Consider the following 26609-nt stretch of genomic DNA (forward strand, 5'->3'; position numbering starts at 1 on the left):
GCCGTCAGGTGACGATGTGTCAGCCGTGGACGGTTCGTGGGCCGTTTGTGGAGGCGGGGGACACGGGAGACCGGCGACAGGGGTTATCGGACGTACGAGGCGTGGGTCTGCGCCACGAGTTCGAGCACGGGCCGCCAGTCCTCCAGGACCCCCGCGTCGAGGCCCACGACCTTGCCCGCGTCGTCCGCCTGCCGCACCGTGAGCGCGTCCTCGGCGTGCGGGTCCGCCTCGAACGCCGCCACCTCCCACGGCGTCATCGGCCCGCCCTGGACGCCCAGCGTCAGCGCGCTCTGCGCGGACAGGCCGCGCCCGGGCTCGGTCGCCGCCAGATACCGCTTCGCCGGCACGTGCAGCCGTACGAGCTGGGCGACCCGCTCGCCGAGCAGGCCGCGCACCGCGTCCGCCGCCCGGTCCGCGTGCCCCGCGTCGTCGCCCGGGCACAGCAGATGCCCGAGGTCGTGGACGAGGCCCGCGACCTGCAACTCCTTGTCGCTGGGCCGGGAGCGGCGCAGCAGCGCCGCCGTCTGCAGCGCGTGATCGTGCAGATCGACGGGGTCACCGCTGCGGTCCGGGGTGTCCCAGGCGCCCCGGCAGGCGTTCAACGAGGCCATCAGCTCCTCGACGGTGCGCAGTTCGACGCGTTCCATGGACGACTCCTCCCGAAGATCTTCCGCAGCCTGTCCGGAAGCAGACCATGGCGAACTGAGGCCGAACCGACCCACCGGTCAACAGGACGTGAACGCTGTCCTCTTTCTCCCATGGTGCAGAATTGCCGCATGCGCCGCCTCACCGTTCCCGCACTGCTCGTGACCCTCCTGGTCACCGTGCTGGGCGTGGCATGGAGCAGTGGCTTCGGCGGCGCGCCCGTGGAACCGGCGCCGGCCCTCGCGTCCGCGCAGCAGGTGGCATCGCCCTCCGGTACGCCCGACTGCGCGCCGGAGGGACAGCACGCCCCCGACAGCCGCCAGGGCGTGCCCTCGCGCGGTACGAGCGCCCACGAACTCCTCGCCCCGCTCGCGTACGCGCACGGGCAGGGAGCCACGGCGCCGCTCGCGGGCATCGTGCCGCCGACCCCGGCGGGCCGCGGCCCGCCGCCGCCCAACGACCCGCCCTCACCCGTCGAACTGTCCGTCCTGCGCGTGTAGATGACGCCCCGTCCCACCCGTCATCACGCATCTCTCACGCACGCAAGGACGACTTCGTCATGCCCAAGAACACCACCACCCGCACCAAGCAGCGCCGCTCCGCCGCGATCGCCGCCGCCGTCGCCGTGGCCGCGATCCTCCTCGGCACCGTCTCGTACACCGCGACCAGGCCCGAGGACCGTACCGACGTGGCCGACGTGTCCGACCAGCAGGCCGACGGCGGCGACGCCAACAACGAACTCACCGACAAGCTCGCGAAGCTGGCCCGGCGCGACGCCAAGGACCCGCTCGCACAGGGCCGCGCCGACGCGCCCGTGGTGCTCATCGAGTACGCCGACTTCAAGTGCGGCTACTGCGGGAAGTTCGCCCGCGACACCGAACCCGACCTGGTGAAGAAGTACGTCGACGACGGCACGCTGCGCATCGAGTGGCGCAACTTCCCCATCTTCGGCGCCGACTCGCAGTCCGCCGCGCGCGCCGCGTGGGCAGCCGGACAGCAGGGCCGCTTCTGGCAGTTCCACAAGGCGGCGTACGCCGAGGGCGCGAAGGACAAGGGCTTCGGCGCGGACCGCCTCGACGCGCTCGCCCGCGAGGCCGGCGTGAAGGACCTCGACCGGTTCCGCACCGACCGCGCCGGCAAGGCCGCGAAGGCGGCGGTGCAGCAGGACAGCGACGAGGCGTACGCCCTCGGCGCCACCTCCACGCCGTCCTTCCTCATCAACGGGCAGCCCCTCGCGGGCGCGCAGCCCGAGGCCGCCTTCGAGCAGGTCATCGAGGCGGCGAAGGCGCAGGCGACGAAGTCCGGCGGCGGCAAGTGAGCGACATCGGCTACTTCGCGGCGTTCCTCGGCGGCCTGCTCGCCCTGCTCAGCCCGTGCAGCGCCCTGCTGCTGCCCGCGTTCTTCGCGTACTCCATCGACAGCCCGACACGCCTCGTCGCCCGCACCGGCGTCTTCTACCTGGGGCTCGCCACCACCCTGGTCCCGCTCGGCGCCGCCGGCTCGTACGCGGGCCGCTTCTTCTACGGCAACCGTGACCTGCTGGTCTCCCTCGGCGGCTGGCTGATCATCGTGCTCGGCGTGCTCCAGATCGCGGGCCGCGGCTTCGCCTCGCGCCGCATGTCGGAACTCTCCGGCCGCATCCGCCCCACCAACGCGTTGTCGGTGTACGCGCTCGGGGCGGTCTACGGCCTCGCCGGATTCTGCGCGGGCCCGATCCTCGGCAGCGTCCTGACGGTCGCGGCCCTCGGCGGGCACCCGGTGTACGGCGGGGCGCTGCTCGCGGTGTACGCCCTGGGCATGGCCGTACCGCTGTTCCTGCTCGCCCTGTTGTGGGAACGCTTCGACCTCGGCGGGAAGCGCTGGCTGCGCGGCCGCCCGGTCCGCATCGGCCGTTTCGAGACGCATTCGACGTCACTCGCCTCCGGCCTGTTCTTCCTGGCGCTCGGCACGCTGTTCCTCGTCTTCGACGGGACGACGGCGCTGCCCGGACTCCTCGACGTCGACGACTCGTTCGCCGCCGAGCAGTGGGCGCGCGGCCTGGGCGACCGCGTGCCGGACCTGCTCGTACTCGTCGCGGCCGTCGTGCTGGTGGCCGCGTTCTTCCTCGTACGGGCGCTGCGCGGGCGCGCGGAGAGCGTGCCGGTCGAGGGCGAGTAGCGCGCGGAGGCGGGGGCGAGTTGACGCCAATCTCCCGCGTCGGCCGCCCCGCCCCACGCGCCCCGTCGGCCCCGGGCCACGCCCGGGGCCGCGCCAACATCGCGCGGCGACACGCCGTGATGTCCTGAAGTGCCCTCGTACGAGCGAAAACCTGTCGCGCGCAGGCGGGCACTCATGGCTGAATGAACGCCAGGCGACCTCCGAAAGACCCAGAGATTTCAGCCCCAGTGAGCGGGCCCCCGCTCAAATGGTTAGGCTGTAGCCGCACGGTTACCGCAAGTGGGTCCGACACCCTGACCCATGGTGGCCGTACAGGGCAAGACCGAGAACCACGGCCGATCCCACCAGCGACACACCGGCGCCACCGCGCCCGAACTGGCCCTCTACACAAGCCCGATCGGGCGCCGGACCCCGCGAGACGCTGGGCCGGACCGCCGAAGCGGGTTACCCGACACACAAGGAGTGCGCGGTGACACCAGAGAAGACGAATCGCGAACAGATCCCCAAGGACCGAGCCGAGCGGTCCGGTCGTCGCAGGCCGGAGAAGCTCGGCAGTCTCGACGTCTGGGCGAGGTCGGCGCCGATCCGCCTCGCGGGCTACGAGGACGATCTGGCGGAGCCGCACATTCTGCCCAGCGTGGATTAGTTCGCCGCGCCGTGGTCGGGGTCGCGGGGCTCTGCCCCGGGCCCCGCGCCTCAATCGCCGGCGGGGCTTGAACGAAAGACCCGTCGGCCTCCCACGAACGTCTGCGTGACCCGGGTGGTGCCGATTTCCGTCTCCGGGCCGGCGAACGGGTCCCGGTCCAGGACGGCGAGGTCCGCCAGGTACCCCGCCGCGATCACCCCCGTCTCCGCGTCGAGATGATTCACGTACGCGCTCCCGGAGGTGTACGCCGCGAGCGCCTCGCCCAGGCCGATCCGCTGGTCCGGCAGGAACACCGGCGTCCCCGCCGGCGCGTCCGCCAGCACCCGGTTCACCGCGACATGGATCCCCTGGAGCGGATCCGGGCTGCTCACCGGCCAGTCGCTGCCCGCCGCGAGCGTCGCCCCGGCCCGCAGCAGCGCCCCGAACGGGTACTGCCGGGCCGTCCGCTCCGCCCCCAGGAACGGGATCGTCAGCTCGTCCATCTGCGGCTCGTGCGCCGCCCACAGCGCCTGCATGTTCGCCGTCGCGCCCAGCTCCCGGAAGCGGCCGATGTCATCGGGGTGCACCACCTGAAGATGCGCGAGGTGCGGACGCGTATCCGTCCAGCCATTGGCCCCCCGTGCCGCTTCCACGGCATCGAGTGCCTCGCGGACGGCCCGGTCGCCGAGCGCGTGGAAGTGCACCTGGAAACCGTGCGCGTCCAGCTCGGTCACGTACTTCTTCAGCGCCTCGGGCGGTACGAAGCTGATCCCGCTGTTGTCCGAGCGGCAGCCGCAGCCGTCGAGATACGGGCCGAGCAGCGCAGCCGTGCCGTTCTCCGCCACCCCGTCCTGCATGATCTTCACGGTCGTCGAGCGGAGGCGGCCGCGGGTGCCGGCCGCGCGCCGGGCGAGCAGTTCCTCGATCTGCTCGGTGCCGCGCGCCCGGTCCCACCACAGCGCGCCCACGACGCGCGCGGTGAGCCGTCCGTCGTCGGCGCACGCCAGATACGCGTCCGTGGGGTCGGTCAGGTTGGCGTGGTCGCCGAGGATGGCGTCCTGCCAGGCCGTGACGCCCAGGGAGTGCAGGTGCTGCTGGGCGCGGAGCAGTCCGGCGATCCTCTCCTCGCGGGTGACCGGAGGGAGCAGGCGGCCGACGAGGTTCGCGGCGCCCTCCTGGAGCATGCCGGTCGGCGTGCCGTCCGCCTCGCGCTCGATGCGGCCGTCCGACGGGTCGGGAGTGCGGGCGTCGAGCCCGGCGGCCCGCAGGGCAAGGGAGTTGACCCAGGCGCCGTGATGGTCGCGGTTGACCAGATACACCGGCCGGTCGGGGACGAGGGCGTCCAGCTCGGCCGCCGTCGGCAGCCCGCCGGGGAACGCCTCCATCGCCCAGCCGCCCCCGGTGATCCACTCGGCGTCCGGGTGCGCGCTCGCGTACGCGGCGATCCGCTCCCGGTACTCGGTGAGCGTCGTCGCGCCGCTCAGGTCGCACTGGCCCATCTCGATGCCCGCCCCGACGGGGTGCGCGTGCGCGTCCTGGAAGCCGGGGATCAGCAACTTCCCCGCCAGGTCGACCACTTCGGTGCGCGGTCCGATCAGATCGCGCACCTCGTCGTGGCCGACGGCGGCGATCCGCTCGCCCCGCACCGCGACAGTGGTGGCGCGCGTACGGGCGGGGGAACCGGTGTGGACGGGGCCGCCGGTGAGGACGAGGTCGGCGGGTGTGGACATGGTGTCAACTCCCAGTGTTGGTAAGGGTGTTACGTGGATGTGGCGCTCAGCTGGTGGCCTCGGGTGCCGCCAGTTCGACGGCGTCGGCGTCCGTGCCGCGCCCGGTCCTGAAGTACGGGGAATGGCGCCCGTACTTGGCGACAGCGGCCATCACGAGACCGGTCACGATGATCGCCGCGGGCACCGCCAGCATGAACCAGCCATTGTCCGGCGACAGTTCGAAGTGGTCACTCATCGTCGCGTAGGAGTACGCCAGGTACGCGCCGATGCCGAGCAGGGCGAGGGCGCTGAGCCCCGGCACGAGGACCGCGCGCACCGCCTCCCGGGGTGCGGTGCGCAGCAGCGAGCGGAAACGGACCGCGCAGGCGAGGGACGTGAGGCCGTAGTAGAGGGCGACGGTGAGCCCGATGGAGTTCACGGCGGCGAGGATCATCTCGTTCAACTTCGGTATCGCCAGGGCCAGTACGGCCACCGCCGCCGCGATCGACATCACGACGACGGTGCCCGCGGCCGGCGAGCCGTAGCGGGGGCTCACCCGCGTCCAGACCTGGCCCATCGTGCGGTCCCGGCCCATCGCCAGCAGCCCGCGCGCCGTCGGGATCACGCTGGCCTGCAACGACGCCACCGCCGAGAACAGCAGGGCGAGCAGCGGCAGGCTCGCCACCGGCTCGTCGGCGAGCTTCGCGCCGAGGTAGGTGAGGGCCTGCGGGCCCTGCTCGACCAGTTCCGGCAGCGACATCTCGCGCTGGAAGGCCACGGAACCGTAGAGGAACAGCGCGAGCATCGCGAACAGGGCGATCAGGCCGCCGCGCCCCGCGTCCCGCACGTCCTTCGTCTCCTCGGTGACCGTGAACGCCGCGTCCCAGCCCCAGAAGAAGAACACCGCGAGGACCAGGCCCTGCGCGAAGGCCGTGCCGCCGTGGATGTCGAACGGGTTGAACCACGACCACTGGAAGGCGTGCGAGCCGGTGACCAGGGACCAGCCGCAGAACCCGAGCAGCACCACGTACTCGAAGACGAGCAGCCACGCCTGGAGCCTGGTCGCCTTGCGGACGCCGGTGACCGCGGTGACGGTGACGGCGGTGAGCACGAGCAGGCCGACGACGGTCGACAGGGCCGTCGAGTTCGGATCGAGCCCGATCCCCAACACCGTATGCAGATGGGCCTTGTTGGCGAACTGGAGGAACACGGAGCCGGTCACCGCGCTCGTGTACGCCATGAAGACCAGCGTGCCGACGAGTGTGACCCAGCCCGTGAGGAAGCCCAGCCACGGGCCGAGCGAACGGCCCACCCAGACATAGCCGTTGCCCATGTTGGGTTCGTGCCGGTTCAGCCGCGCGTAGGCCGTCGCGATGCCCAGGATCGGCACGAACGCCACCAGCAGGACCGCCGGCGCGTGCAGCCCGACCGTCGCGGCGAGGGAACCCATCCCGATGCCGATACTCGTGGTCGCGGCGGTGCTGGACGCGGCGATGGCGATGCCGTCGACGACACCGAGGGAGCGGCGCAGGCCCGGTGGTTCGCTTCTCATGGTCGGACTCCTGAGGACGGTGGAGACAGGGGCGGGCGGAGAGGAGGCGGTGCGCGAGGGGAGGCGACCGCGATCAAATCGGCCTTGTCAGCTTGCGTCAATGGTGTTGTCATAAGCGGACCGTGCCGGACGAGGGAGGGGAGAGGGCCGTGGCGGAAGGGCGGATCCCGGTGGAGCGTCGGCGCCGCAAGCCGACGAAGTCGGGGGTGGTGCTGTCCGAGGACGTGATCGTCGACTGTGCGCTGCGCCTGGTCGGGCAGCACGGCCCCGACGCGCTGAGCGTCCGCCGCCTCGGCGCGGCCCTCGGCTGCGATCCGAGCGCGCTGTACCGCTATTTCCACAGCACGGACGACCTGCTGCTCGCCGTCTCCGACCGGATCATCGGGGAGGCCATGGACGGCTTCCACCCCGAGCGGATGCCCTGGCGCGACGGGCTGCGCGAGTTCGGTCGGCGCATCCACCGCGGGTACCGCGCGCACCCGCGGGTGGCGGCGCTCGCGGCGTACCGGGTGACACGGCGCGCGCACGAGTTCCGGGCGGTGGACGCGGGCATCGGCCTGCTCAGGCGCCCCGGCTTCGACGCCGAGGACGCGGTGCGGCACTACTCGGCCTTCGTCGACACCGTCCTCGGCCACGCCGCCCTCGACGCCGCGTACCTGGCGCTGCCCGCGGAGCGGCGGGAGGCGGACGACCGGGCGTGGACGGGAGCGTACGCGAGCCTCCCGCCGGAGACCCACCCCCAACTCGGCCTGTCCCGCGAGTACTTGCCGCTGATGGCGGGCAGCTCCTTCGAGGTGGCACTCGAGTTGCTGCTGACGGCGCTGGAGGTCGCGGCGGCGGAGCGGACCTGAGGTCTTGGACGGCGCGATGCCGCGATGCGGCGATGAGTTTCGTCGTCTCTGGCAGTCTGTACGTGTGTCGTGCGGTCCGATGGCCGTGCGGTCACCCACTGCTGCTTTCGGAGAGAAGCTGATGTCCGACACCACCTGCCACATGTCGATCTCGCTCGACGGCTTCGTCGCCGGACCCGAGCAGAGCCGGGACGATCCGCTGGGCAAGCGCGGCCAGGAGCTGCACGGCTGGCACATCGGCGACCCGCGTGCGACCGAAGCCGACAGGGCGGCCAACAAGTGGCTGATGCGCCCGCGTGGCGCGTACATCATGGGCCGAAACATGTTCGGGCCGATCCGGGGCGAGTGGAACGAGGCGTGGGACGGCTGGTGGGGCCCCGAGCCCCCGTACCACGCCCCGGTCTTCGTGCTCACTCACTACGCCCACGAACCGATCAAGATGGAGGGAGGGACCACCTTCCACTTCGTCACCGAAGGCTTCGACGCTGCTTACGCGCAGGCGCTCGACGCCGCCGACGGCAGGGGAGTGGACATCGCCGGTGGCGCTTCGGCGGTTCGACAGGCGCTCAACGCGGGCGTGGTCGATGAACTCGCCCTCGACGTCGCACCCGTCCTCCTCGGCGGCGGCGAGCGCATCTTCGACGGCGTCGAGACCTTCGACTTCGAGCCCGTCGAGGTGCTCCACTCACCGCTGAGCACCCATATCCGGTACCGCAAGCGCGACGCCGCCTGAGCGGCAACCGGGCGTGCCTCAGCCCAGCTGTCCCCGCAGCCACTCCTCCACCTCACCCACGTGCGCCGCGGCGGCGGCCCGCGCGGCCTCCGGGTCGCGAGCGGTGAGGGCGCGGAGGATGCGCGCGTGCTCACGGCGGGTGCGCTCGAAGGCGCCCTCCTGTTCGTAGCCGCGCCACACGCGGGCGCGGAAGGTGCGTGAGGACAGGCCCTCCAGGATCGCCGCCATCGTGTCGTTGCCCGCGGCCACGGCGATCGTCCGGTGGAACGCCAGGTCGTGGGAGAGGATCTCGTCCGGGTCGTCCGTCGCCTCCATCGCCGCCAAGTGGTCGGCCACCTCGGCGAGTTGGGCCCGAGAGATGCGTGCCGCGGCGAGCGCCGTGGCCGTCGACTCCAGGATGCGGCGCACCTCCAGGAGTTCCACGAGGCCGGGTCCGCGCGACAGGTCGGCGACCACCCCGAACGTCTCCAGCAGGTCGCCGGCCTCCAACTGCGTGACGTAGATGCCCGATCCGTGCCGCGCCTCAAGCGCGCCCAGCACGGTGAGCGCCCGGATCGCCTCCCGCATGGAACTGCGCGAGATGCCCAGCTGCGCCGCCAGATCCCGCTCGGTGGGCATCCGCTGGCCCGGCTGGAGCTCGCCGCTGCCGATCATCGCCTTGAGCTGCTCAATGGCCCGCTGGGTGACGGTGGCCTTCTGCATGCCGCGCAGTGTAACCAGCGAGGTGGTCCGACCACTACCAGGAAAGTCGGACCTCTTCGCGACGCCAGAGGGCGTAAATAGCGAGAAAACTTGCCTACGAAGGGTGTTGGGGCGCCGAAGTGGTCTGATAAATATCTCGGCGCGGGCCGGAACCGGAGCGGCGGGGACCGGAGCCGCGCCCATGACTTCAGGAGCCGAGGAGCAGTCCGATGACTGGCACCACGAAGGACCAGAAGGGAACGACCCGGAGGAACAGGGCGGCGCGCGCCCGCAGTTCCCGAAGGCGAGGGCTGAGCGCGGTGGCCCTGCTCGGCTGCGCCGCCCTCGCCCTCGCCCTCGCGGCCTGCGGCAGCACCAAGGACACCGCGGCCGGCGCGGGCGGTGGCGGAGGCGGCGACGGCAAGGGCAAGGTGGGTGTCATCCTGCCGCTGCTGACCTCGCCGTTCTGGCAGTCGTACAACGACTACGTGCCGAAGATGGCGAAGTCCGAGGGCGTGGACGCGCTGAAGACCGTCAACTCCAACAGCGACCCCTCGCAGCAGATCACGGACATCAACAACCAGCTCAACCAGGGCGTGAAGGGCCTCGTCGTCGCGCCCCTGGACAGCGCGGCCATCGGCGCCGGGCTCGACCAGGCCGAGCGCAAGGGCGTACCGGTCGTCGCCGTGGACGTCGCGCCCGACAAGGGCAAGGTCGCCATGGTCGTACGGGCCAACAACGTCGCGTACGGCAAGAAGGCCTGCGCCTACCTCGGCGACCATGTGAAGTCCGGCAAGGTCGTCCAGATCATGGGCGATCTCGCGTCCGTCAACGGGCGTGAGCGGTCCAAGGCGTTCCGGGACTGCGTCAAGGAGAAGTACCCGAAGCTCAAGGTCCTGGAGATCCCGGCGAAGTGGGAGTCGGACACCGCCGCCTCCAAGCTCGACACCCTCCTCAACGCCAACCCCGACATCAAGGGGATCTACATGCAGGCCGGCGGCGTCTATCTCGCGCCGACCCTGCAGACCCTCAAGTCCAAGGGGATGCTGGAGAAGGCGGGCTCCGCCAAGCACATCACGATCGTGTCGAACGACGGCATCCCGCAGGAGTTCGCCGCCATCCGCAAGGGCCAGATCGACGCAACGGTCTCGCAGCCCGCCGACACGTACGCCAAGTACGGCATGTACTACATCAAGGCGGCGATGCAGGGGAAGAAGTTCAAGCCCGGCCCCACCGACCACGGCTCGAAGATCGTGAAGCTGCCCAACGGCACCCTCGAGGACCAGCTGCCGGCCCCGCTGGTCACCAAGAAGAACGTCGACGACTCCGAGCTGTGGGGAAACTCCGTCAAGTGAACGCGGCCGCACCGCCGTTGGTCGAGGCTCACGGCATCGTCAAACGCTACGGGCCCACCGTCGCCCTCGCCGACGGCCGGCTCACCGTGCGCGCGGGCGAGTCCCACGCGCTCGTCGGGCGCAACGGCGCGGGCAAGTCCACGCTCGTCCAGGTCCTCACCGGGCTGCAGGCCGCCGACGCGGGCACGCTCACCTACGACGGGGAGCCCGCGCCGCCGCTCGGCGACCGGGAGGCGTGGCGCGCCAAGGTCGCCTGCGTGTACCAAAAGCCCACCGTCATACCCGAGTTGACCGTCGCGGAGAACCTGTTCCTGAACCGGCAGCCGGGCGCCCGGCGCGGCTTCTTCAGCTGGAAGAAGCTCGACGCCGAGGCCCGGGACCTGCTCGACACGTGGGACGTCCGAGTCGATCCCGGCGCCCGCACTGCCGACCTCAAGGTCGAGGACCGCCAAATGGTGGAAATCGCGAGGGCGTTGAGCGGCGGCGCCCGGTTCATCGTGCTCGACGAGCCGACCGCGCAGCTCGACAACCGGGAGATCGAGCGCCTCTTCGCCCGCATGCGCGCCCTCCAGGACTCGGGCGTGACCTTCCTGTTCATCTCGCACCACCTCCAGGAGGTGTACGAGGTGTGCCAGACGGTCACCGTGCTGCGCGACGCCCGCTGGATCACCACCGCCCCGGTCGCCGAACTGCCGCGGCCCGCCCTCGTCGAGGCGATGGCGGGGGAGGCGGTCGCGGAGCAGGCGGCGGCAGCGGCGGAGGCGGTCGTCGAGCAGGCGGCCGCCGAGGAGGCCGAGCCGGTCGTGCTGGAGGTGGCGGGGCTGACCTCGGACACGTACGAGGACGTGGACCTGACCGTGCGGCGCGGCGAGGTCGTCGGGCTCGCGGGCTCCAGCGGCAGTGGGAAGATCGCGCTCGCGGAGTCCCTCGCCGGACTGCACACACCCATCTCCGGGACGGCCCGGCTCGACGGGCGTCCGCTGCCCTTCGGGGACGTGTCCGCCGCGCTCGCCGCGGGCGTGGGGTGTGTCCCGCGCGACCGGCACGACCAGGGGCTCGTCACGGGGATGTCAGTCGGCGACAACTCCACGCTGTCCGTGCTCGGGCGACTCGGCCGGCGCGGATTCATCGGCACGGAGAGCCGCCGACGGTTCGCCCGGGAGCTGATCGAGCGGCTCGACATCCATACGGAGGGGCCCGACCAGCCCGTGTCGGATCTGTCCGGTGGCAATGCGCAGAAGGTGGTGATGGCCCGTGCGCTCGCCTCTGACCCGCGGTTGCTCGTGCTGATCAACCCGACGGCCGGGGTCGACGTGAAGTCCAAGGAGTCGCTGCTGCGCAGGGTCGACAGCGCGCGGGACGACGGGACGGCGGTCCTCGTGGTCTCCGACGAGCTGGATGATCTGCGGCGCTGCGACCGGGTTCTCGTCCTGTTTCACGGCCGCGTGGTCGCGGAGCACGCGGCCGGGTGGGCCGACCATGCGCTGATCGCGTCGATCGAAGGGGTTTCCAGTGACGTCCACCCGTAAAGTCGCGGTCACTTCGGTGCCCAGGTCGCCGGGCTCTGCCCCGGACCCCGCTGCTGAAGCGCCGCAGGGGCTTCAAAGTACCAAGAACGTCCTCCTGCGCCGCGCCCGCGAACTCGCCCTCGTGCCCGCCCTGTTGCTGCTCCTCATCCTCGGCGCCGTCCTCAACGACTCGTTCCTCACCGAGCAGAACATCATCTCCATCCTCGGTTCTTCCGCCGCCCTCGCGATGGTGGTGCTCGCCGAGTCCCTCGTCCTCATCAGCGGCAAGTTCGACCTGTCGCTCGAATCGGTCGTCGGCATCGCACCCGCCTTCGGCGCCCTGCTCGTGCTGCCGGTCGCGCAGTCCGGGTTCGGCACCGAATTCCCCGTCGCCGTATCGCTGTTGGCGGTGCTCGTGGCCGGGGCCTGCATCGGCGCCTTCAACGGTGTGCTCGTCGTCAAGCTGAAGCTCAACGCGTTCATCGTGACGCTCGCGATGCTGATCGTGCTGCGCGGGCTGCTCGTCGGCGCGACCAAGGGCAAGACGCTGTTCGGCATGCCCGACGCGTTCTTCGCGCTCGCCACCTCGACGTTCCTGCGGGTCCCGATGTCGGTGTGGTTCGCCGCGATCGCGTTCGGCATCGCGGGGCTCGTCCTCAAGTACCACCGCGTGGGCCGCGCCCTGTACGCGATCGGCGGCAACGCCGAGGCCGCGCGCGCCGCCGGTATCCGTGTCGAGCGCGTCATGCTCGGTGTCTTCGTGGTGGCGGGCGTCCTCGCCTCGGTCGGCGGCATCATGCAGACCGGATACGTGGGTGCCATCAGCGCCAACCAGGGCAACAACATGATCTTCACGGTGTTCGCCGCCGCCGTCATCGGCGGCATCAGCCTCGACGGCGGCAAGGGCACCATGTTCGGCGCCCTGACCGGCGTGCTGCTGCTCGGTGTCGTACAGAACATGCTGACCCTCGCCCAGGTGCCGTCCTTCTGGATCCAGGCCATCTACGGCGGAATCATCCTGCTCGCCCTCATGGTCGCCCGCGTCACCACCGGCCGCGCCCAGGACTGAGCCTCGCCCAGGACTGACCCCGCCCGCCCTCGCCCTCGCCCGAAAGGCAGCCCGTTGTCCTCAAGCACGCCCCGCGTCACCGCTGTTGACACGTACGACATCCGGTTCCCGACCTCCCGGGAGCTGGACGGCTCCGACGCCATGAACCCCGACCCCGACTACTCCGCCGCGTACGTCGTGCTGCGCACCGACGACGCCGACGGGCACGAGGGGCACGGATTCACCTTCACCATCGGGCGCGGCAACGACGTCCAGGTCGCCGCGATCCGCGCACTGAGCCACCACGTCGTCGGCCGCCCCCTCGACGCGCTGTGCGCGGATCCCGGCAGCCTGAACCGCGACCTGATCGGGGACAGCCAACTGCGCTGGCTCGGGCCCGAGAAGGGCGTGATGCACATGGCGATCGGCGCCGTCGTCAACGCGGCCTGGGACCTCGCCGCCAAGCGCGCCGGCAGACCGCTGTGGCGGCTGCTCGCCGAGGCCGACCCCGAGTGGCTGGTGTCCCAGGTCGACTTCCGCTACATCGCCGACGCCCTCACCCCCGAGGAGGCGCTTGAGCTGCTGCGGTCGGGTCGGCAGGGCGCAGCCGAGCGCACCGCGCGCCTCGTCGAGCGCGGCTACCCCGGCTACACCACCTCGCCCGGCTGGCTCGGCTACAGCGACGAGAAGCTCACCCGCCTCGCCCGGCAGGCCGTCGCCGACGGCTTCACCCAGATCAAGCTGAAGGTCGGCGCCGACCTCGACGACGACATCCGCCGCTGCCGCACCGCCCGCGCGGTCGTCGGCCCCGACATCCGCATGGCCATCGACGCCAACCAGCGCTGGAACGTCGGCGACGCGGTCCAATGGACCAACGCCCTCGCCGAGTTCGCGCCGTACTGGGTCGAGGAGCCGACCAGCCCCGACGACATCCTGGGGCACGCCGCCATCCGCCGGGGTGTCGCCCCGGTCAAGGTCGCCACGGGCGAGCACGTGCAGAACCGCGTCGTCTTCAAGCAGCTCCTTCAGGCCGGCGCCATCGACATCCTCCAGATCGACGCCGCGCGCGTCGGCGGCGTCAACGAGAACCTGGCGATCCTGCTGCTCGCCGCGAAGTTCGGCGTCCCCGTCTGCCCGCACGCGGGCGGTGTGGGCCTGTGCGAACTCGTCCAGCACCTGTCGATGTTCGACTACGTCGCGCTGTCCGGCACCACCGAGGACCGTGTCATCGAGTACGTCGACCATCTGCACGAGCACTTCGTCGACCCGGTCGTCGTCAAGCAGGGCCACTACGCCGCCCCGGCGGCCCCCGGCTTCTCCGCCACCATGCACGCCGCCTCCATCGCCGAATTCACGTACCCGGACGGCGAGTTCTGGGTGAAGGACCTCGCCGAACAGCACGTGCAGGGCACCACCGACCCGAACGGAGCCGCCGCATGAGCGATGCCAGCGTCCAGAGCGTCCAGGACTTCGCCGGCCTGAAGGCCCTCGTCACCGGTGGCGCCTCCGGCATCGGCCGGGCCACCGCCGAGCTGCTCGCCGCGCGCGGCGCCGACGTCGCCGTGCTCGACCGCGACATCACCGACGTCGAGAAGCCGCTGCGCGGGTACGCCGCCGATGTCACGGACGACGACGCGGTACGGGCCGCCGTGGCCGCGGCGACCGGCGAGCTCGGCGGCCTCGACGTCCTCGTCAACAACGCGGGGATCGGCGCCCAGGGCACCGTCGCCGACAACGACGACGCCGAATGGCACCGGGTCCTCGACGTCAACGTCATCGGGATGGTCCGCGTGGCCCGGGCGGCGCTGCCCGCGCTGCGGGCCTCCGAGCACGCGGCGATCGTCAACACCTGCTCCATCGCCGCCACCGCGGGGCTCCCGCAGCGGGCCCTGTACGCGGCGTCCAAGGGCGCCGTCCTCTCCCTCACGCTCGCCATGGCCGCCGACCACATCCGCGAGGGCATCCGCGTCAACTGCGTCAACCCCGGCACCGCCGACACCCCCTGGGTCGGCCGGCTCCTCGACAAGGCGGCCGACCCGGCCGCCGAACGCGCCGCCCTCGAAGCCCGCCAGCCCACCGGTCGCCTGGTCTCCGCCGCCGAAGTCGCGGGCGCCATCGCCTACTTGGCGAGCCCGCTGTCCGGCGCGACGACCGGCACGTCCGTGGCCGTGGACGGCGGCATGCAGGGGCTGCGCCTTCGCCCCGTGGAACAGTGATCCGTATGCGCACCAGTACCCTCGGCCGCGGCGAGGTCCCGGTCACCGCACTCGGCTTCGGCGGAGCGGCCATCGGCAACCTCTACACACCGGTCCGCGACGACGAGGCCTACCTCGCCCTGGACGCCGCCTGGGACGCGGGCCTGCGCTACTTCGACACCGCACCGCACTACGGCCTCGGCCTGTCCGAGCGCCGCATCGGCGAGTACCTCCGCACCCGGCCCACCGGCTCGTACACCCTGTCCACCAAGGTCGGCCGGCTGCTCGAACCCAATGACGGAGGCGGCGACGACAGTGCCCACGGCTTCGCCGTGCCCGCCACCACGCGCAGGGTGTGGGACTTCAGCGCGGCCGGGGTGCGCCGCTCCATCGAGGAGAGCCTCGGCCGGCTCGGCGTCGACCACATCGACGTCGCCTACATCCACGACCCTGACGACCACGCGGACGAGGCGTTCGGCGAGGCATACCCCGAGCTGGAGCGGCTGCGCGCCGAAGGGCTCATCGGCGCCATCGGCGCGGGCATGAACCAGTCCGCGATGCTCACGCGGTTCGTCCGGGACACCGATGTGGACGTGGTGCTGTGCGCGGGCCGCTACTCCCTGCTCGACCAGCGCGCCCTGAAGCTGCTGCTGCCCGCGGCCGCCGAACGCGGCGTCTCCGTCGTCATCGGAGGCGTCTTCAACTCCGGTCTGCTGGCCGACCCCAAGCAGGGCGGCACCTTCGACTACGCCCTGGCCTCGCCCGAGGTCGTCTCCCGCGCCCGGCGGCTCAAGGACCTCGCCGAGCGCCACGGCATCACGTTGCGGGCCGCCGCGCTGGCCTTCCCGTTCGGGCATCCGGGCGTCACCAGCGTGCTCGTCGGAACCCGCTCGGCGGCCGAAGTCGCCGACACGGTGCAGCAGTTCACCGCGAAGGTGCCCGCCGCGTTCTGGCAGGAGGCCCGCGACCGCCACCTCCTCCCGGCCCACGTGCCCGTACCGTCACCACAGGAGCCGCCCGCGTGAGAATCGCCCTGCACACCAAGGTCCGCGCCGACCGAATAGGCGAGTACGACGCCGCCCACCGCGAGGTGCCGGAGGAACTGGTCGCCGCGATCCGTGCGGCGGGCGCGCGGCAGTGGACGATCTGGCGCAGCGGCGTCGATCTGTTCCACCTCATCGAGTGCGAGGACTACGCCCGCATGCTCGCCGAACTCGACAAGCTGCCCGTGAACATCGCCTGGCAGGCCCGCATGGACGAACTCCTCGACGTCGTCCACGACTACTCCGCCGCGGGCGCGGACGCCGGACTGCCCGTCGTGTGGGAGCTGCCGTGACACCGGGGATCGTCGACGCGCACCACCACCTCTGGGACCTCTCCGTACGCGACCAGGACTGGATCACCGGGCCCGAACTCGCCCCGATCCGCCGCACGTTCACCCTCGACGAGCTGACGCCCGAGCTGCGGGCGGCCGGTGTCGACGCCACCGTGCTCGTGCAGACGGTGACGATGCCCGAGGAGACGCCCGACCTCCTGGCGCTCGCCGGGCGCAGCGAACTCATCGCCGGAGTCGTCGGCTGGACCGACCTCACCCGTCCCGACGTCCGCGACACCCTGGAGCGGCTGCGGGAACTGCCGGGCGGGCGCCACCTCGTGGGCATCCGGCACCAGGTGCAGGGCGAGCGCGATCCCGAGTGGCTGCTGCGGCCCGACGTGCGGCGCGGGCTCGCCGCCGTCGCGGACGCCGGGCTCGTGTACGACCTGGTGGTCCTGCCGCACCAGCTGCCGACCTGCGTGAAGGCCGCCGCCGAGCACCCAGAACTCACCTTCGTTCTCGACCATTTGGGAAAGCCGCCGATCGCGGCGGGGGAGCTCGCCCCCTGGCGGGACGACGTCCGGGCGCTCGCCGCACTCCCGAATACCGTCTGCAAACTCTCCGGCATGGTCACCGAGGCCGACTGGGCGGGCTGGAGGATCGACCACCTGAGGCCGTACGCGGACACCGTCATCGACGCCTTCGGCCCCGCCCGCGTGATGTTCGGCTCCGACTGGCCGGTGTGCACGCTCGCGGCCACGTATCAGCAAGTCGTCGACACCGCACGGGAGTTGGTCGGCGGACCGGACCCGCACGTCTTCGGGGAGACCGCCCGCCGCGTCTACCTCAGCCGCGTCGGCGGCAGGAACTCCCGCACGTAGGTCCGCTCCCACCACGCCCCAGTCTCCCGCCGCTCCCGCCACGACGTGAACCGGTAGCGGTACACGCGTGCCCGGATGTGCACGGGCGGCGCGTCGGCGGGGAACGGAGAGTGGCGCAGCAGCCGCAGCGTGTCCCGGTCGCCCTCCAGGAGCCGCTCGACGAGACCCTCGAACCAGGACCTGGCGTACGCGGGAGACAGCGCGGCGAACCACATCATCCAGTCGAGCCGCAGATGGTACGGCGCGAACTGGCGCGGCAGACGGCGCGGATCGCCCGGCTTCCCCCTGAACTCGTAGGCCAGCCAGCCCGATTCGAGGCGCGGCACCTCCTCCGCCGTCCCCTCGATCACGATCTCCTGCCGGACCCGCCCGACCGAGCCGAACGCCCCGTACGTGTTGACCAGGTGCAGGGAGTCGTAGGAGCGGTTCATGGACTGGCGGCGCGAGAGCAGATTGCGCACCGGCTGATAGCTCAGCGCCGCCACCACCGCCGTGAGGGCGATGACCACCACCTCGTACCAGCGCGGTGCCCCGGGGAGCGCGGGCGGTGTGTGCAGGGACGACAGGTCGAGCGCCGAGGCGGCCAGCACGATCGCGAGCCAGTTCAGCCACGCGAAGTTCCCCGACGCGACCAGCCACAGCTGCGTGACGATCATGATGGCCGCCGCCCAGGTGGCGACCGGCTGCGGCGTGAAGAGGAGGAAGGGGACCGCCAGCTGGGTGACGTGGTTGGCGGCGACCTCGACCCGGTGCAGCGGGCGCGGCAGGTGGTGGAAGAACCAGCTCAGCGGGTTCGGCATCGGCTGGGTCTCGTGGTGGAAGTCGAGACAGGTCAGCTTCCGCCAGCACTCGTCGCCCCGCATCTTGATCAGCCCGGCCCCGAACTCCAGCCGGAACAGGACCCAGCGCAGCAGGAACAGCACCAGGACAGGCGGCGCCACCTCGTCGTTCCCGAGAAACACCGCCAGGAAGCCGACCTCCAGGATCAGCGACTCCCAGCCGAAGCCGTACCAGGTCTGCCCGACGTTCACGATCGACAGATACAGCGCCCACGGCACCAGCCACAGCGCCATCGCCGCCCACAGCGGCAGCAGCCCGTCCACCCCCGCGAGCAGCCCGGCCGCGACCACAGCGCCGCCCCACGCGCACCCGGCGAAGAACCGGTCCGAGTAGTGCAGCCGGAACAGCGAGGGCGCAGCCCGCCACGGCACGCGCGCCACGAACCGGGGGATCGGCGTCATCCCGCGCTCCCCGAGCAGCGCCCTGAACTGGAGCGCCGCCGCCACGAACGCGATGAGGTAGAGCGCCGCGAGGCCCCGCTGGAACACCAGGCGGGCGAGCCAGTAGTCCGAAGCGCCGAACCAGTCCATGCCTCCAGTGTGTGCCCCGTTTCGCGGCAAGGTCACGACGTGCGGGCGGAGGGGCCTCGGCCTAGCGTGGGCCCCATGGGCGCGGGTAGCGGGGGCGGCGATGAGCCCGGGACCGCCCCGGACGGGGAGGGCCCGGAGGACGCCCCACGCGGATTTCTGGAGGCCTACGGCCGGGGCCTGCGCATGGGCAGCTTCGACTGGGACCTCGACACCGGCCTCATGGCCATGGACGCCCAGGCCCACGAGGTCTTCGACCTGCTGCCGGAGGAGTACGACGACCGGCCCGCCACCCTGGGCGTGCGGGTGCCGCCCACCGACGGCGCGCGCCTCGACACCCTCGTCTCGCAGGCCCTCAAGAGTGGCGACGAGACCTTCGGAACGTACTTCCGCGTCCGCACCCGCTCGGGCGAGATGCGCTGGACCCACACGCGCGGCTACATCCGCCGCGACGAGCGGGGCCGCCCACGCCGCATCGTCGGCATCGTCCGCGACGCCACCGACGAGCTGAACGACGCCACCGTGCAGCACGAACGCGAGGCCCGCGAGGCCGCCCGCAGGCGCGAGACCAGCGTCGTCCAGCACACCACCGCCGCGCTCGCCCACGCGCGGACCGTCGACGAGGTCATCGACGTGCTCCGCGAGACCCACGGCATCGAACACCTCGGCGCCACCAGCTTCGTGATGGGCCGGGTCAGGGCCGGCCGCATCCACCTCCTCGCGGAGGGCCCCAAGGGCAGCTTCGTGCCGGGCACCGGGATCACGCCCATCGACGCCCCGTACCCGATGAGCGAGGTCGTGCGCACCCTCAAGCCGCGCTTCATCGAGTCGGCGCGGGACTTCGCCGACGCGTACCCGGAGCTGTGGCCGCACATCGCCCACCTCGGGATCAGCTCCGCCGCCTACCTGCCGCTCATCGCGCAGGCCCGGCCCATCGGCGCGGTCGGCCTGCTCTACCACGACCGCGAGGGCTTCACCGAGTCCGAGCGCAACGTCCTCGTCGCCCTCGGCAGCAGCATCGCGCAGAGCCTCCAGCGCGCCATGTTCTACGAGATGGAGAAGGACCTCGCCCAGGGCCTGCAACAGGCCATGCTGCCGCGCACCATCCCCGCCGTGCCGGGCGCCGACGTCGCCGTCCGCTACCGCGCCGCGTCCCTCGGCCGCGACATCGGCGGCGACTGGTACGACGTGATCCCGCTGCCCGGCGGCCGCGTCGGCGTCGTCATCGGCGACGTACAGGGACACGACACGCACGCCGCCGCCGTCATGGGACAGCTGCGCATCGTGCTGCGCGCCTACGCCGCCGAAGGCCACACGCCCGCCACCGTCATGGCCCGCGCCTCCTCCTTCCTGCACGAACTCGACACCGACCGCTTCGCGACCTGCCTCTACGCGGAGGCCGACCTGTCGACCGGCGTCGTCCAGCTCGTCCGCGCCGGGCACCTCGACCCGCTGCTGCGCCTGACCGGCGGAAACTGCCGCAGGCTGGCCGTGGAGGGCGGGCTGCCGCTCGGCCTGTCCGCCGAGTTTGGGCGGTTCGAATACCCGGTGACCGCCGCCGAACTCGACCCCGGTGAGGCGCTGGTGCTGTGCACCGACGGCCTCGTCGAACAGCCGGGCGCCGACCTCGACGACGGGCTCCAGACCCTCACCACGCTCATCGGCACGGGCCCCGACGACCTCGACGAGCTCGCGGACCGGCTCGTCGCGTCGTGCGAGGAACGCGACGTCGAGGACGACGTCGCGCTGCTGCTCCTGCGCCGCCGCGGCGCGGGCGCGGTGCAGAGCGGCGGCCGGCTCACCGAGCATGTGCCGCCCGGCGACCCGGAGGCGCTGACGGCCGCCCGCCACATGATCCGGCACGCCGTCCGGGCCTGGGGAGCCAAGGAGAGCGCCGACGAGATCGAACTCGTCGCCGACGAGATGATCACCAACGCCCTCATGCACACCGAAGGCCCCGCCATCGTCACCCTGCGCGTCCTCACCGGCGCCGACCGACGACTCAGGGTCGACGTGGAGGACACCTCAAGCGCCCTGCCGCGCCGCCGCGAGGCGGGCGAGGACGGGGTCTCGGGGCGTGGCCTGCTCCTCGTCGACCAGCTCGCCGACGTGTGGGGGGTGGAGGCGCGCGGCGTCGGCAAGTGCGTCTGGTGCGAATTCGTGGTGCCCGCGCGCGAGTGAGAGGCTGGAGGGCATGCCGGAGCTCCCCGAGGTCGAAGCGCTCAAGGACTTCCTCACCGAGCACCTGGTGGGACGCGACATCGTGCGCCTCCTGCCGGTCGCGGTGAGCGTCCTGAAGACGTACGACCCGCCGCCCACCGCCCTGGAGGGCCGCACGGTCACGGCCGTGGCGCGGCACGGCAAGTTCCTCGACGTGAGCACGGACGGCGGCCCGCACCTGGTCACCCACCTCGCGCGCGCCGGATGGCTGCACTGGAAGGACCGGCTCCCGGACGGCCCGCCCAAGCCCGGCAAGGGCCCCCTCGCGCTGCGCGTCGCCCTCGACACAGGGGAGGGCTTCGACCTCACCGAGGCCGGAACCACGAAGAAGCTCGCGGTGTACGTCGTCCAGGACCCCGGCGACGTCCCCGGCGTCGCCCGCCTCGGCCCCGACCCGCTCGCCGACGACTTCGACGAGGCGGCCTTCGCGCGCCTGCTGAAGGGAGAGCGGCGCCAGATCAAGGGCGCCCTGCGCGACCAGTCCCTCATCGCGGGCATCGGCAACGCCTACAGCGACGAGATCCTGCACGCCGCCCGCATGTCCCCGTTCAAGCCGACGTCCGGACTGACCACCGACGACGTGCACACCCTGTACGAGGCGATGCGCACGACGCTGACCGAAGCCGTCGAACGCTCGCGCGGCGTCGCCGCCGGAAAACTCAAGGCCGAGAAGAAGAGCGGCCTGCGCGTGCACGGACGGGCCGGGGAGACGTGCCCCGTGTGCGGGGACACGGTCCGCGAGGTCAGCTTCAGCGACAGCGCACTCCAGTACTGCCCGACCTGCCAGACAGGCGGCAAACCGCTCGCGGACCGGCGGATGTCGCGGCTGCTCAAATAGGGGATCAACGCATCGGGAGCGTCAGCAGCGGTCGGCCGTCCGTCGCGCGCACCTCGAACCGCGTGAGGTCCGCGGGGCGTGCCGCCACCCCGCCGTCCAGCGCCACCGGGGCCCCGCGCACCGTCCACGTCGCCACCGTCTGCTCCGAACCGTCACGGCCCACCGCGACCAGCTCGCACACCCGCGGGCCGCCCGAGTCCCGTACGTCCAGGGCCACTTGGGTGCCCCAGTCCCGGTCGTCCGCCGTCACGGTCGCCGCGACACCCGTCGCCGCGTCATGGCCGCGCAGCGTCGCCGAGTGACCGGAACCCGCACCGGCCCCGGTGAGCAGCGCGACGCCCTGGCCCGCCGCCGCGAGCACGAGAACCCCCGCGACCGCCGCACCCCACAGCCGGCGCCGCGTCCTGCGGTGCAGCGAACCCAGCCGGTCCACCGCCCGGTCGAGGAACGACGGCGCCGGGCGCGCGAGCACCTCCACACGCGGCGGCGTCGCCCGCGCGTATACCGCCAACGCGCCCGTCGTGGGCGCCAGTTCACCGACCAGGGACGCGCACGCCGCGCACTCGGGCAGGTGGTCCTCGAAGCGGAAGCGTTCCGCGGGGTCGAGAACCCCCAGCGCGTAGGCGCCTACGTCGCGATGCCGTTCCAGGGACCACATGCCTTCCTCCTGCTGTCGGTTACCGGTACGCAGGAGGCGGCTGATTCATTCAAGCGACCGCGCGATTACACTCCGCCGCATGTTGCGCGTACTGGCCGTCGACGACGAGGAACCCGCCCTCGCCGAACTCCTCTACCTTCTGCGGGCCGACCCGCGGGTACGCAGCGCCGAGGGCGCCACCGACGCCAACGAGGCGCTGCGCCGCATCGGCCGGGCCCTGGAGGGCGGCGACGGCGCGATCGACGTGCTGTTCCTCGACATCCAGATGGCGGGCCTCACCGGCCTCGACGTGGCACGGCTCCTCGCGGGTTTCGCCCGACCCCCGCTCGTTGTCTTCGTCACCGCCCACGAGGACTTCGCGGTCAAGGCCTTCGACCTGAAGGCCGTCGACTACGTCCTCAAGCCGGTGCGCCGCGAGCGCCTCGCCGAGGCTGTGGGCCGGGTCACCGAGCGCGTGGCGAGCAGCCCGCCGCCGGCCACCGTCGCCGACCGGATCCCCGTCGAACTCGGCGGCGTCACCCGCCTCGTGGCCGTCGCCGACATCACGTACGCCGAGGCGCAGGGCGACTACGCGCGGCTTTACACGGACGACGGCGTCAGTCACCTGGTGCGGATACCGCTCAGCACCCTGGAGGAACGCTGGCAGGAACTCGGCTTCGTCCGCGTCCACCGCAGCCACCTCGTCGCCCTCCACCGCATCGACGAACTCCGCATCGACGGCGGGGCCGGCGCCGGAATGACGGTCCGCATCGGCACAGCCGAAATCCCAGTAAGCCGCCGCCACGCCAGCCGCGTCCGCGAACTCCTGATGCGCAGACCGTAGGTCGCTCAAGCCCGGTGCCGGTAAATCAAGCCCCGCCGGCGATTGAGGCGCGGGGTCCGGGGCAGAGCCCCGAGGCCGCAACCCCGTCGGGCCACAACCAGTGAACCCCTTCCGCCGAACCACCCCACCTGCCTAAACTCCGCCCGTGTCCGATCACCCGCAACGCGAAACCGTGACCGGCGAACCCCGCCAGGTCCCCGGCCCGGCAGGCCCCCGTACGCAGTGGGAGATCGACGAACAGACCACCCTCGGCGCCGCCTACGTCCGCTCCCTCATGCGCAGCCAACTCCGCGCCGGCATCACCGCGTTCATGCTCCTCGCCGTCCCCGTCGCCGCCCTGCCCCTGTTCTTCGGCGCCCTGCGCAACGCCCCCGTCCAATGGCTCGTCCTCGGCTTCGGCTGCTACCCGTTCCTCGTGCTCATCGGCTGGTGGTACGTGCGCCGCGCCGAGCGCAACGAGCGCGACTTCGCCGACCTCGTCCGCGGCCGCCCCACCGACCACGGAACGCCGTGAACGAGGCGTACGCGATCCCCGCGGTGGCCGTCGTCGTCCTCGCCACCGTCCTCATCGGCGGCTTCGGCCTGCGCGTCTCCCGTACGACGTCCGACTTCTACGTCGCGTCCCGCACGGTAGGACCCCGGCTCAACGCGGCGGCGATCAGCGGCGAGTACCTCTCGGCCGCCTCCTTCCTCGGCATCGCCGGGCTGCTCCTCATCCACGGCCCGGACATGCTCTGGTACTCGGTCGGCTACACGGCGGGCTACCTCGTCCTCCTGGTCTTCGTCGCCGCGCCCCTGCGCCGCTCGGGCGCGTACACGCTGCCCGACTTCGCCGAGGGGCGGCTCGAATCCCGTCAAGTGCGGCGCGTGGTCAGCCTGTTCGTGGTCGGGGCCGGCTGGCTGTACCTGGTGCCCCAACTCCAGGGCGCCGGGCTTACGTTGCAGATCCTCACGGGGGCGCCCCGCTGGTTCGGCGCGACGCTCGTCGCCGCGGTCGTCGTGCTCGCGGTCGCGGCGGGCGGCATGCGCTCGATCACCTTCGTGCAGGCCTTCCAGTACTGGCTCAAGCTCACGGCGCTCCTGGTGCCCGCGTTCTTCCTGCTTCTGGCCTGGCACGGCAACGGCGCTCCACCGCCGGAGGCCGCGACCCTCGCCCCGCCGTCCGCCGGGGTCGGCGCGGGCCAGCCGCTCGCCACGAGCCGCGCCGACCACCCGCTCTACGCCACGTACGGCCTGATCGTGGCCACGTTCCTGGGCACGATGGGCCTGCCGCACGTCGTCGTCCGCTTCTACACCAGCCCTAATGGCCGCGCGGCCCGCCGCACCACCGTCGTGGTCCTCGCCCTGATCGGCCTCTTCTATCTGCTGCCGCCCGTGTACGGCTGGCTGGGCCGCCTGTACGCGCCCGAACTCACCGCCACCCAGGACGCCGACGCCACCGTGCTGCTGCTGCCGGGGCGCGTGTTCGACGGCGTGGCGGGCGACCTGTTGGGGGCGCTGGTGGCGGGCGGCGCGTTCGCGGCGTTCTTGTCCACCGCGTCGGGCCTGACGGTGGCGGTCGCCGGGGTCGTCAGCCAGGACGTGCTCCAGGCGCGTGGCGTACGGCACTTCCGGCTCGCCGTGCTGCTCGCGATCGCGATGCCGCTCGGCGGGGCGCTCCTGGTGGACGGGGTGCCGGTCGCGGACGCGGTCGGCATGGCGTTCGCGGTGTCGGCGTCCTCGTTCTGCCCGCTGCTCATCCTGGGCATCTGGTGGCGCCGCCTCACTCCGCCGGGGGCGCTCGCGGGCCTGCTCCTCGGTGGCGGATCGGCCCTCGTCGCGGTGACGCTGACGGTGGCGGGGCCGGTCACATCGGGCTGGCTGCACACGCTGCTCGCCTGGCCGGCCGTGTGGTCGGTGCCGGTCGGCTTCCTGGCGATGATCCTGGTGTCCCTGGCGACGCGGGACGCGATCCCGCCGCACACGACGGCGACGATGACGCGCCTGCACCTGCCGGAGGCTCTCTGGTCCGGCGCGCTGCCCGGCCGCGGGCCGGGGGACCGCGAGGCCGCGACGGCGATCGGCTCCGCCGGGGAGCGCGGGCGGGCGAGCGTGTCGCCGGCCGAAGACGGACGTTCCACCAGAGGCCACGATCGTGCGCGGCCGGGGCCCCCACGCGCCCGCCCCACCACACCGGACGCCCGGGCGGGGGAGCGGCCACCCGCGCCCCGTCCCCGCCCCGAGCCGCGCCCGCCCACCGCCGGAGGCGCCCCGTGAGCGGCACCGTCACCGCGGTCCTCATCGCCCTGTGCCCCCTGCTGCTCGGCGCCGGGTTCCTGCTCGGGCGGCGCACCGCCCACCCCGCCGGGCGCAGCGACGTCGGGACGCCCGTGGAGCGCGCCACGTTCGAGACCCTGCACACCGCCTCGCTCGCCGCACCGGCGCTGCGCGCGGGCCTCACCGAGGACACGGCCCGCAAGTCCGCGCGCCGCCTGCGCACGCTGCTGGGCACCGACGCCCTCGCCGTCACCAACCGCTCCGCGGTCCTCGCCTGGGACGGGACGGCCGAACACGCCCACGCCGCCCAGGTGATGGAGCAGGTCGCCCCGGTGCTCGCCGGAGGCCGCAGCGCCGCGTTCGGCTGCGGCTGCCCGGACGACGACTGCGCGCTGCGGTGGGCGGTGGCGGCGCCCGTGGTCGCGGACGGCCGGGTGCTCGGTGCCGTCGTCGCCTACGCCGCCCGCGAGTCCGCGGTGCTGGCCCGCGCCACCGACGAGGTCGCCCGCTGGGTCTCGGTCCAGCTCGAACTCGCCGAGCTGGACCGCTCCCGCACCCGGCTGATCGAGGCGGAGATCAAGGCGCTGCGCGCGCAGATATCGCCGCACTTCATCTTCAACTCCCTCGCGGCGATCGCCTCGTTCGTCCGCACGGACCCCGAGCGGGCCCGCGAACTCCTCCTGGAGTTCGCCGACTTCACCCGCTACTCGTTCCGCCGCCACGGCGACTTCACCACGCTGGCCGACGAACTCCACTCCATCGACCAGTACTTGGCCCTGGTCCGCGCCCGCTTCGGCGACCGTCTCTCCGTCACCCTTCAGATCGCCCCGGAGGTCCTCGCGGTCACGCTGCCGTTCCTGTGCCTGCAACCGCTCGTCGAGAACGCGGTCAAGCACGGCCTGGAGGGCGCCGTCACCCGCAGCCGCATCTCCATCGGAGCCACCGACGCGGGCGCCGAGGCCGAGGTCGTCATCGAGGACGACGGCGTCGGCATGAACCCCGGAGAACTCCGCGCCATCCTGCGCGGAGAGGGCGGCCAGGGCCACGGCATCGGCCTATCGAACGTCGACGAACGCCTGCGCCAGGTTTTCGGCGACGCCTACGGCCTGGTGATCGAGACCGCGGAGGGCGCGGGCATGAAGATCACCATCCGTATCCCGAAGTACCGGGCGGGCGTGTACGCGCCGTAGGA

General features: G+C 72.1%; 26 protein-coding genes. 20 read left to right on the plus strand and 6 right to left on the minus strand.

All coding sequences use genetic code 11. The features are described from left to right. Positions 1 to 83 precede the first annotated feature (83 nt). A complete protein-coding gene (locus tag ACP4E5_RS41830; RefSeq protein WP_425839077.1) occupies positions 84 to 647 on the minus strand; it encodes an HD domain-containing protein in 564 nt (187 codons plus the stop codon). A 129-nt stretch (positions 648 to 776) separates the two neighbouring features. Between ACP4E5_RS41830 and ACP4E5_RS41835 the strand changes: the two genes are divergently transcribed. From ACP4E5_RS41835 to ACP4E5_RS41850, 4 genes are all read left to right on the plus strand, one after another. Next, positions 777 to 1145 (plus strand): hypothetical protein, encoded by a 369-nt coding sequence (locus ACP4E5_RS41835; protein ID WP_425839080.1) that lies wholly within the window; start codon positions 777 to 779, stop codon positions 1143 to 1145. 59 nt (positions 1146 to 1204) lie between these two features. Beyond that, entirely contained in the window at positions 1205 to 1963 is a 759-nt protein-coding gene (locus ACP4E5_RS41840; RefSeq protein WP_425839083.1) for a DsbA family protein, read from the plus strand. Further along, positions 1960 to 2802: a cytochrome c biogenesis CcdA family protein gene (locus ACP4E5_RS41845; protein ID WP_425839086.1), complete on the plus strand. Its 843-nt coding sequence runs from the start codon at positions 1960 to 1962 to the stop codon at positions 2800 to 2802. The genes ACP4E5_RS41840 and ACP4E5_RS41845 overlap by 4 nt, the downstream gene beginning before the upstream one ends. 469 nt (positions 2803 to 3271) lie before the next feature. Next, complete coding sequence (locus ACP4E5_RS41850; RefSeq protein ID WP_425839089.1) at positions 3272 to 3448, plus strand: hypothetical protein; 177 nt, start codon at positions 3272 to 3274, stop codon at positions 3446 to 3448. A 50-nt stretch (positions 3449 to 3498) separates the two neighbouring features. On the opposite strand, the gene ACP4E5_RS41855 is transcribed toward ACP4E5_RS41850, so the two are convergent. Next, entirely contained in the window at positions 3499 to 5157 is a 1659-nt protein-coding gene (locus ACP4E5_RS41855; RefSeq protein WP_425839092.1) for an amidohydrolase, read from the minus strand. A 46-nt stretch (positions 5158 to 5203) separates the two neighbouring features. Then, positions 5204 to 6688 carry an APC family permease gene (locus ACP4E5_RS41860; protein WP_425839095.1) on the minus strand — a complete coding sequence of 495 codons (1485 nt, stop codon included), beginning with the start codon at positions 6686 to 6688 and terminating at the stop codon, positions 5204 to 5206. Positions 6689 to 6837: 149 nt separating this feature from the next. Between ACP4E5_RS41860 and ACP4E5_RS41865 the strand changes: the two genes are divergently transcribed. Both ACP4E5_RS41865 and ACP4E5_RS41870 read left to right on the plus strand, forming a co-directional pair. After that, complete coding sequence (locus tag ACP4E5_RS41865; protein WP_425839098.1) at positions 6838 to 7539, plus strand: TetR/AcrR family transcriptional regulator; 702 nt, start codon at positions 6838 to 6840, stop codon at positions 7537 to 7539. Positions 7540 to 7660: 121 nt separating this feature from the next. Further along, entirely contained in the window at positions 7661 to 8272 is a 612-nt protein-coding gene (locus tag ACP4E5_RS41870; protein WP_425839101.1) for a dihydrofolate reductase family protein, read from the plus strand. Positions 8273 to 8290: 18 nt separating this feature from the next. Here ACP4E5_RS41870 and ACP4E5_RS41875 read toward each other — a convergent pair whose 3' ends face one another. Continuing rightward, a complete protein-coding gene (locus ACP4E5_RS41875) occupies positions 8291 to 8974 on the minus strand; it encodes a FadR/GntR family transcriptional regulator (protein WP_425839104.1) in 684 nt (227 codons plus the stop codon). A gap of 209 nt (positions 8975 to 9183) precedes the next feature. Here ACP4E5_RS41875 and ACP4E5_RS41880 point away from each other — a divergent pair, with 209 nt between their 5' ends. From ACP4E5_RS41880 to ACP4E5_RS41915, 8 genes are all read left to right on the plus strand, one after another. Continuing rightward, entirely contained in the window at positions 9184 to 10308 is a 1125-nt protein-coding gene (locus ACP4E5_RS41880) for a sugar ABC transporter substrate-binding protein (protein WP_425839107.1), read from the plus strand. After that, complete coding sequence (locus tag ACP4E5_RS41885; RefSeq protein WP_425839110.1) at positions 10305 to 11837, plus strand: sugar ABC transporter ATP-binding protein; 1533 nt, start codon at positions 10305 to 10307, stop codon at positions 11835 to 11837. The genes ACP4E5_RS41880 and ACP4E5_RS41885 overlap by 4 nt, the downstream gene beginning before the upstream one ends. Positions 11838 to 11931: 94 nt before the next feature. Next, positions 11932 to 12885, plus strand: coding sequence for an ABC transporter permease (locus ACP4E5_RS41890; protein WP_425842070.1), 954 nt, complete (start codon positions 11932 to 11934; stop codon positions 12883 to 12885). Positions 12886 to 12939: 54 nt separating this feature from the next. Then, a complete protein-coding gene (locus tag ACP4E5_RS41895; protein WP_425839113.1) occupies positions 12940 to 14304 on the plus strand; it encodes an L-fuconate dehydratase in 1365 nt (454 codons plus the stop codon). Beyond that, entirely contained in the window at positions 14301 to 15080 is a 780-nt protein-coding gene (locus ACP4E5_RS41900) for an SDR family NAD(P)-dependent oxidoreductase (protein ID WP_425839115.1), read from the plus strand. Before ACP4E5_RS41895 ends, ACP4E5_RS41900 begins: the two co-directional genes overlap by 4 nt. A gap of 5 nt (positions 15081 to 15085) precedes the next feature. Then, positions 15086 to 16084, plus strand: coding sequence for an aldo/keto reductase (locus ACP4E5_RS41905; RefSeq protein ID WP_425839118.1), 999 nt, complete (start codon positions 15086 to 15088; stop codon positions 16082 to 16084). Continuing rightward, a complete protein-coding gene (locus ACP4E5_RS41910) occupies positions 16081 to 16395 on the plus strand; it encodes an L-rhamnose mutarotase (protein ID WP_425839121.1) in 315 nt (104 codons plus the stop codon). Before ACP4E5_RS41905 ends, ACP4E5_RS41910 begins: the two co-directional genes overlap by 4 nt. After that, entirely contained in the window at positions 16392 to 17255 is an 864-nt protein-coding gene (locus tag ACP4E5_RS41915) for an amidohydrolase family protein (RefSeq protein ID WP_425839124.1), read from the plus strand. Before ACP4E5_RS41910 ends, ACP4E5_RS41915 begins: the two co-directional genes overlap by 4 nt. Here ACP4E5_RS41915 and ACP4E5_RS41920 read toward each other — a convergent pair. Beyond that, positions 17216 to 18625 (minus strand): lipase maturation factor family protein, encoded by a 1410-nt coding sequence (locus tag ACP4E5_RS41920; protein WP_425839126.1) that lies wholly within the window; start codon positions 18623 to 18625, stop codon positions 17216 to 17218. The genes ACP4E5_RS41915 and ACP4E5_RS41920 overlap by 40 nt on opposite strands. A gap of 75 nt (positions 18626 to 18700) precedes the next feature. Between ACP4E5_RS41920 and ACP4E5_RS41925 the strand changes: the two genes are divergently transcribed. Both ACP4E5_RS41925 and ACP4E5_RS41930 read left to right on the plus strand, forming a co-directional pair. Further along, entirely contained in the window at positions 18701 to 20803 is a 2103-nt protein-coding gene (locus ACP4E5_RS41925; RefSeq protein ID WP_425839129.1) for a SpoIIE family protein phosphatase, read from the plus strand. Between the two features lie 13 nt (positions 20804 to 20816). After that, positions 20817 to 21680: an Fpg/Nei family DNA glycosylase gene (locus ACP4E5_RS41930; RefSeq protein WP_425839132.1), complete on the plus strand. Its 864-nt coding sequence runs from the start codon at positions 20817 to 20819 to the stop codon at positions 21678 to 21680. 4 nt (positions 21681 to 21684) lie between these two features. On the opposite strand, the gene ACP4E5_RS41935 is transcribed toward ACP4E5_RS41930, so the two are convergent. Continuing rightward, complete coding sequence (locus ACP4E5_RS41935; RefSeq protein ID WP_425839135.1) at positions 21685 to 22338, minus strand: zf-HC2 domain-containing protein; 654 nt, start codon at positions 22336 to 22338, stop codon at positions 21685 to 21687. Positions 22339 to 22417: 79 nt separating this feature from the next. Here ACP4E5_RS41935 and ACP4E5_RS41940 point away from each other — a divergent pair, with 79 nt between their 5' ends. From ACP4E5_RS41940 to ACP4E5_RS41955, 4 genes are all read left to right on the plus strand, one after another. Further along, positions 22418 to 23161 carry a LytR/AlgR family response regulator transcription factor gene (locus ACP4E5_RS41940; RefSeq protein WP_425839137.1) on the plus strand — a complete coding sequence of 248 codons (744 nt, stop codon included), beginning with the start codon at positions 22418 to 22420 and terminating at the stop codon, positions 23159 to 23161. A 172-nt stretch (positions 23162 to 23333) separates the two neighbouring features. Beyond that, positions 23334 to 23675, plus strand: a complete 342-nt coding sequence (locus tag ACP4E5_RS41945) for a hypothetical protein (RefSeq protein WP_425842073.1) — start codon at positions 23334 to 23336, stop codon at positions 23673 to 23675. Then, positions 23672 to 25417, plus strand: a complete 1746-nt coding sequence (locus ACP4E5_RS41950; RefSeq protein ID WP_425839139.1) for a sodium/solute symporter — start codon at positions 23672 to 23674, stop codon at positions 25415 to 25417. Before ACP4E5_RS41945 ends, ACP4E5_RS41950 begins: the two co-directional genes overlap by 4 nt. After that, positions 25414 to 26607 (plus strand): sensor histidine kinase, encoded by a 1194-nt coding sequence (locus tag ACP4E5_RS41955; RefSeq protein WP_425839142.1) that lies wholly within the window; start codon positions 25414 to 25416, stop codon positions 26605 to 26607. The genes ACP4E5_RS41950 and ACP4E5_RS41955 overlap by 4 nt, the downstream gene beginning before the upstream one ends. The last annotated feature ends 2 nt before the right edge of the window (positions 26608 to 26609 follow it).

The sequence above is a fragment of the Streptomyces fractus genome (assembly GCF_049844455.1).
Classification (GTDB): Bacteria; Actinomycetota; Actinomycetes; order Streptomycetales; family Streptomycetaceae; genus Streptomyces; species Streptomyces fractus.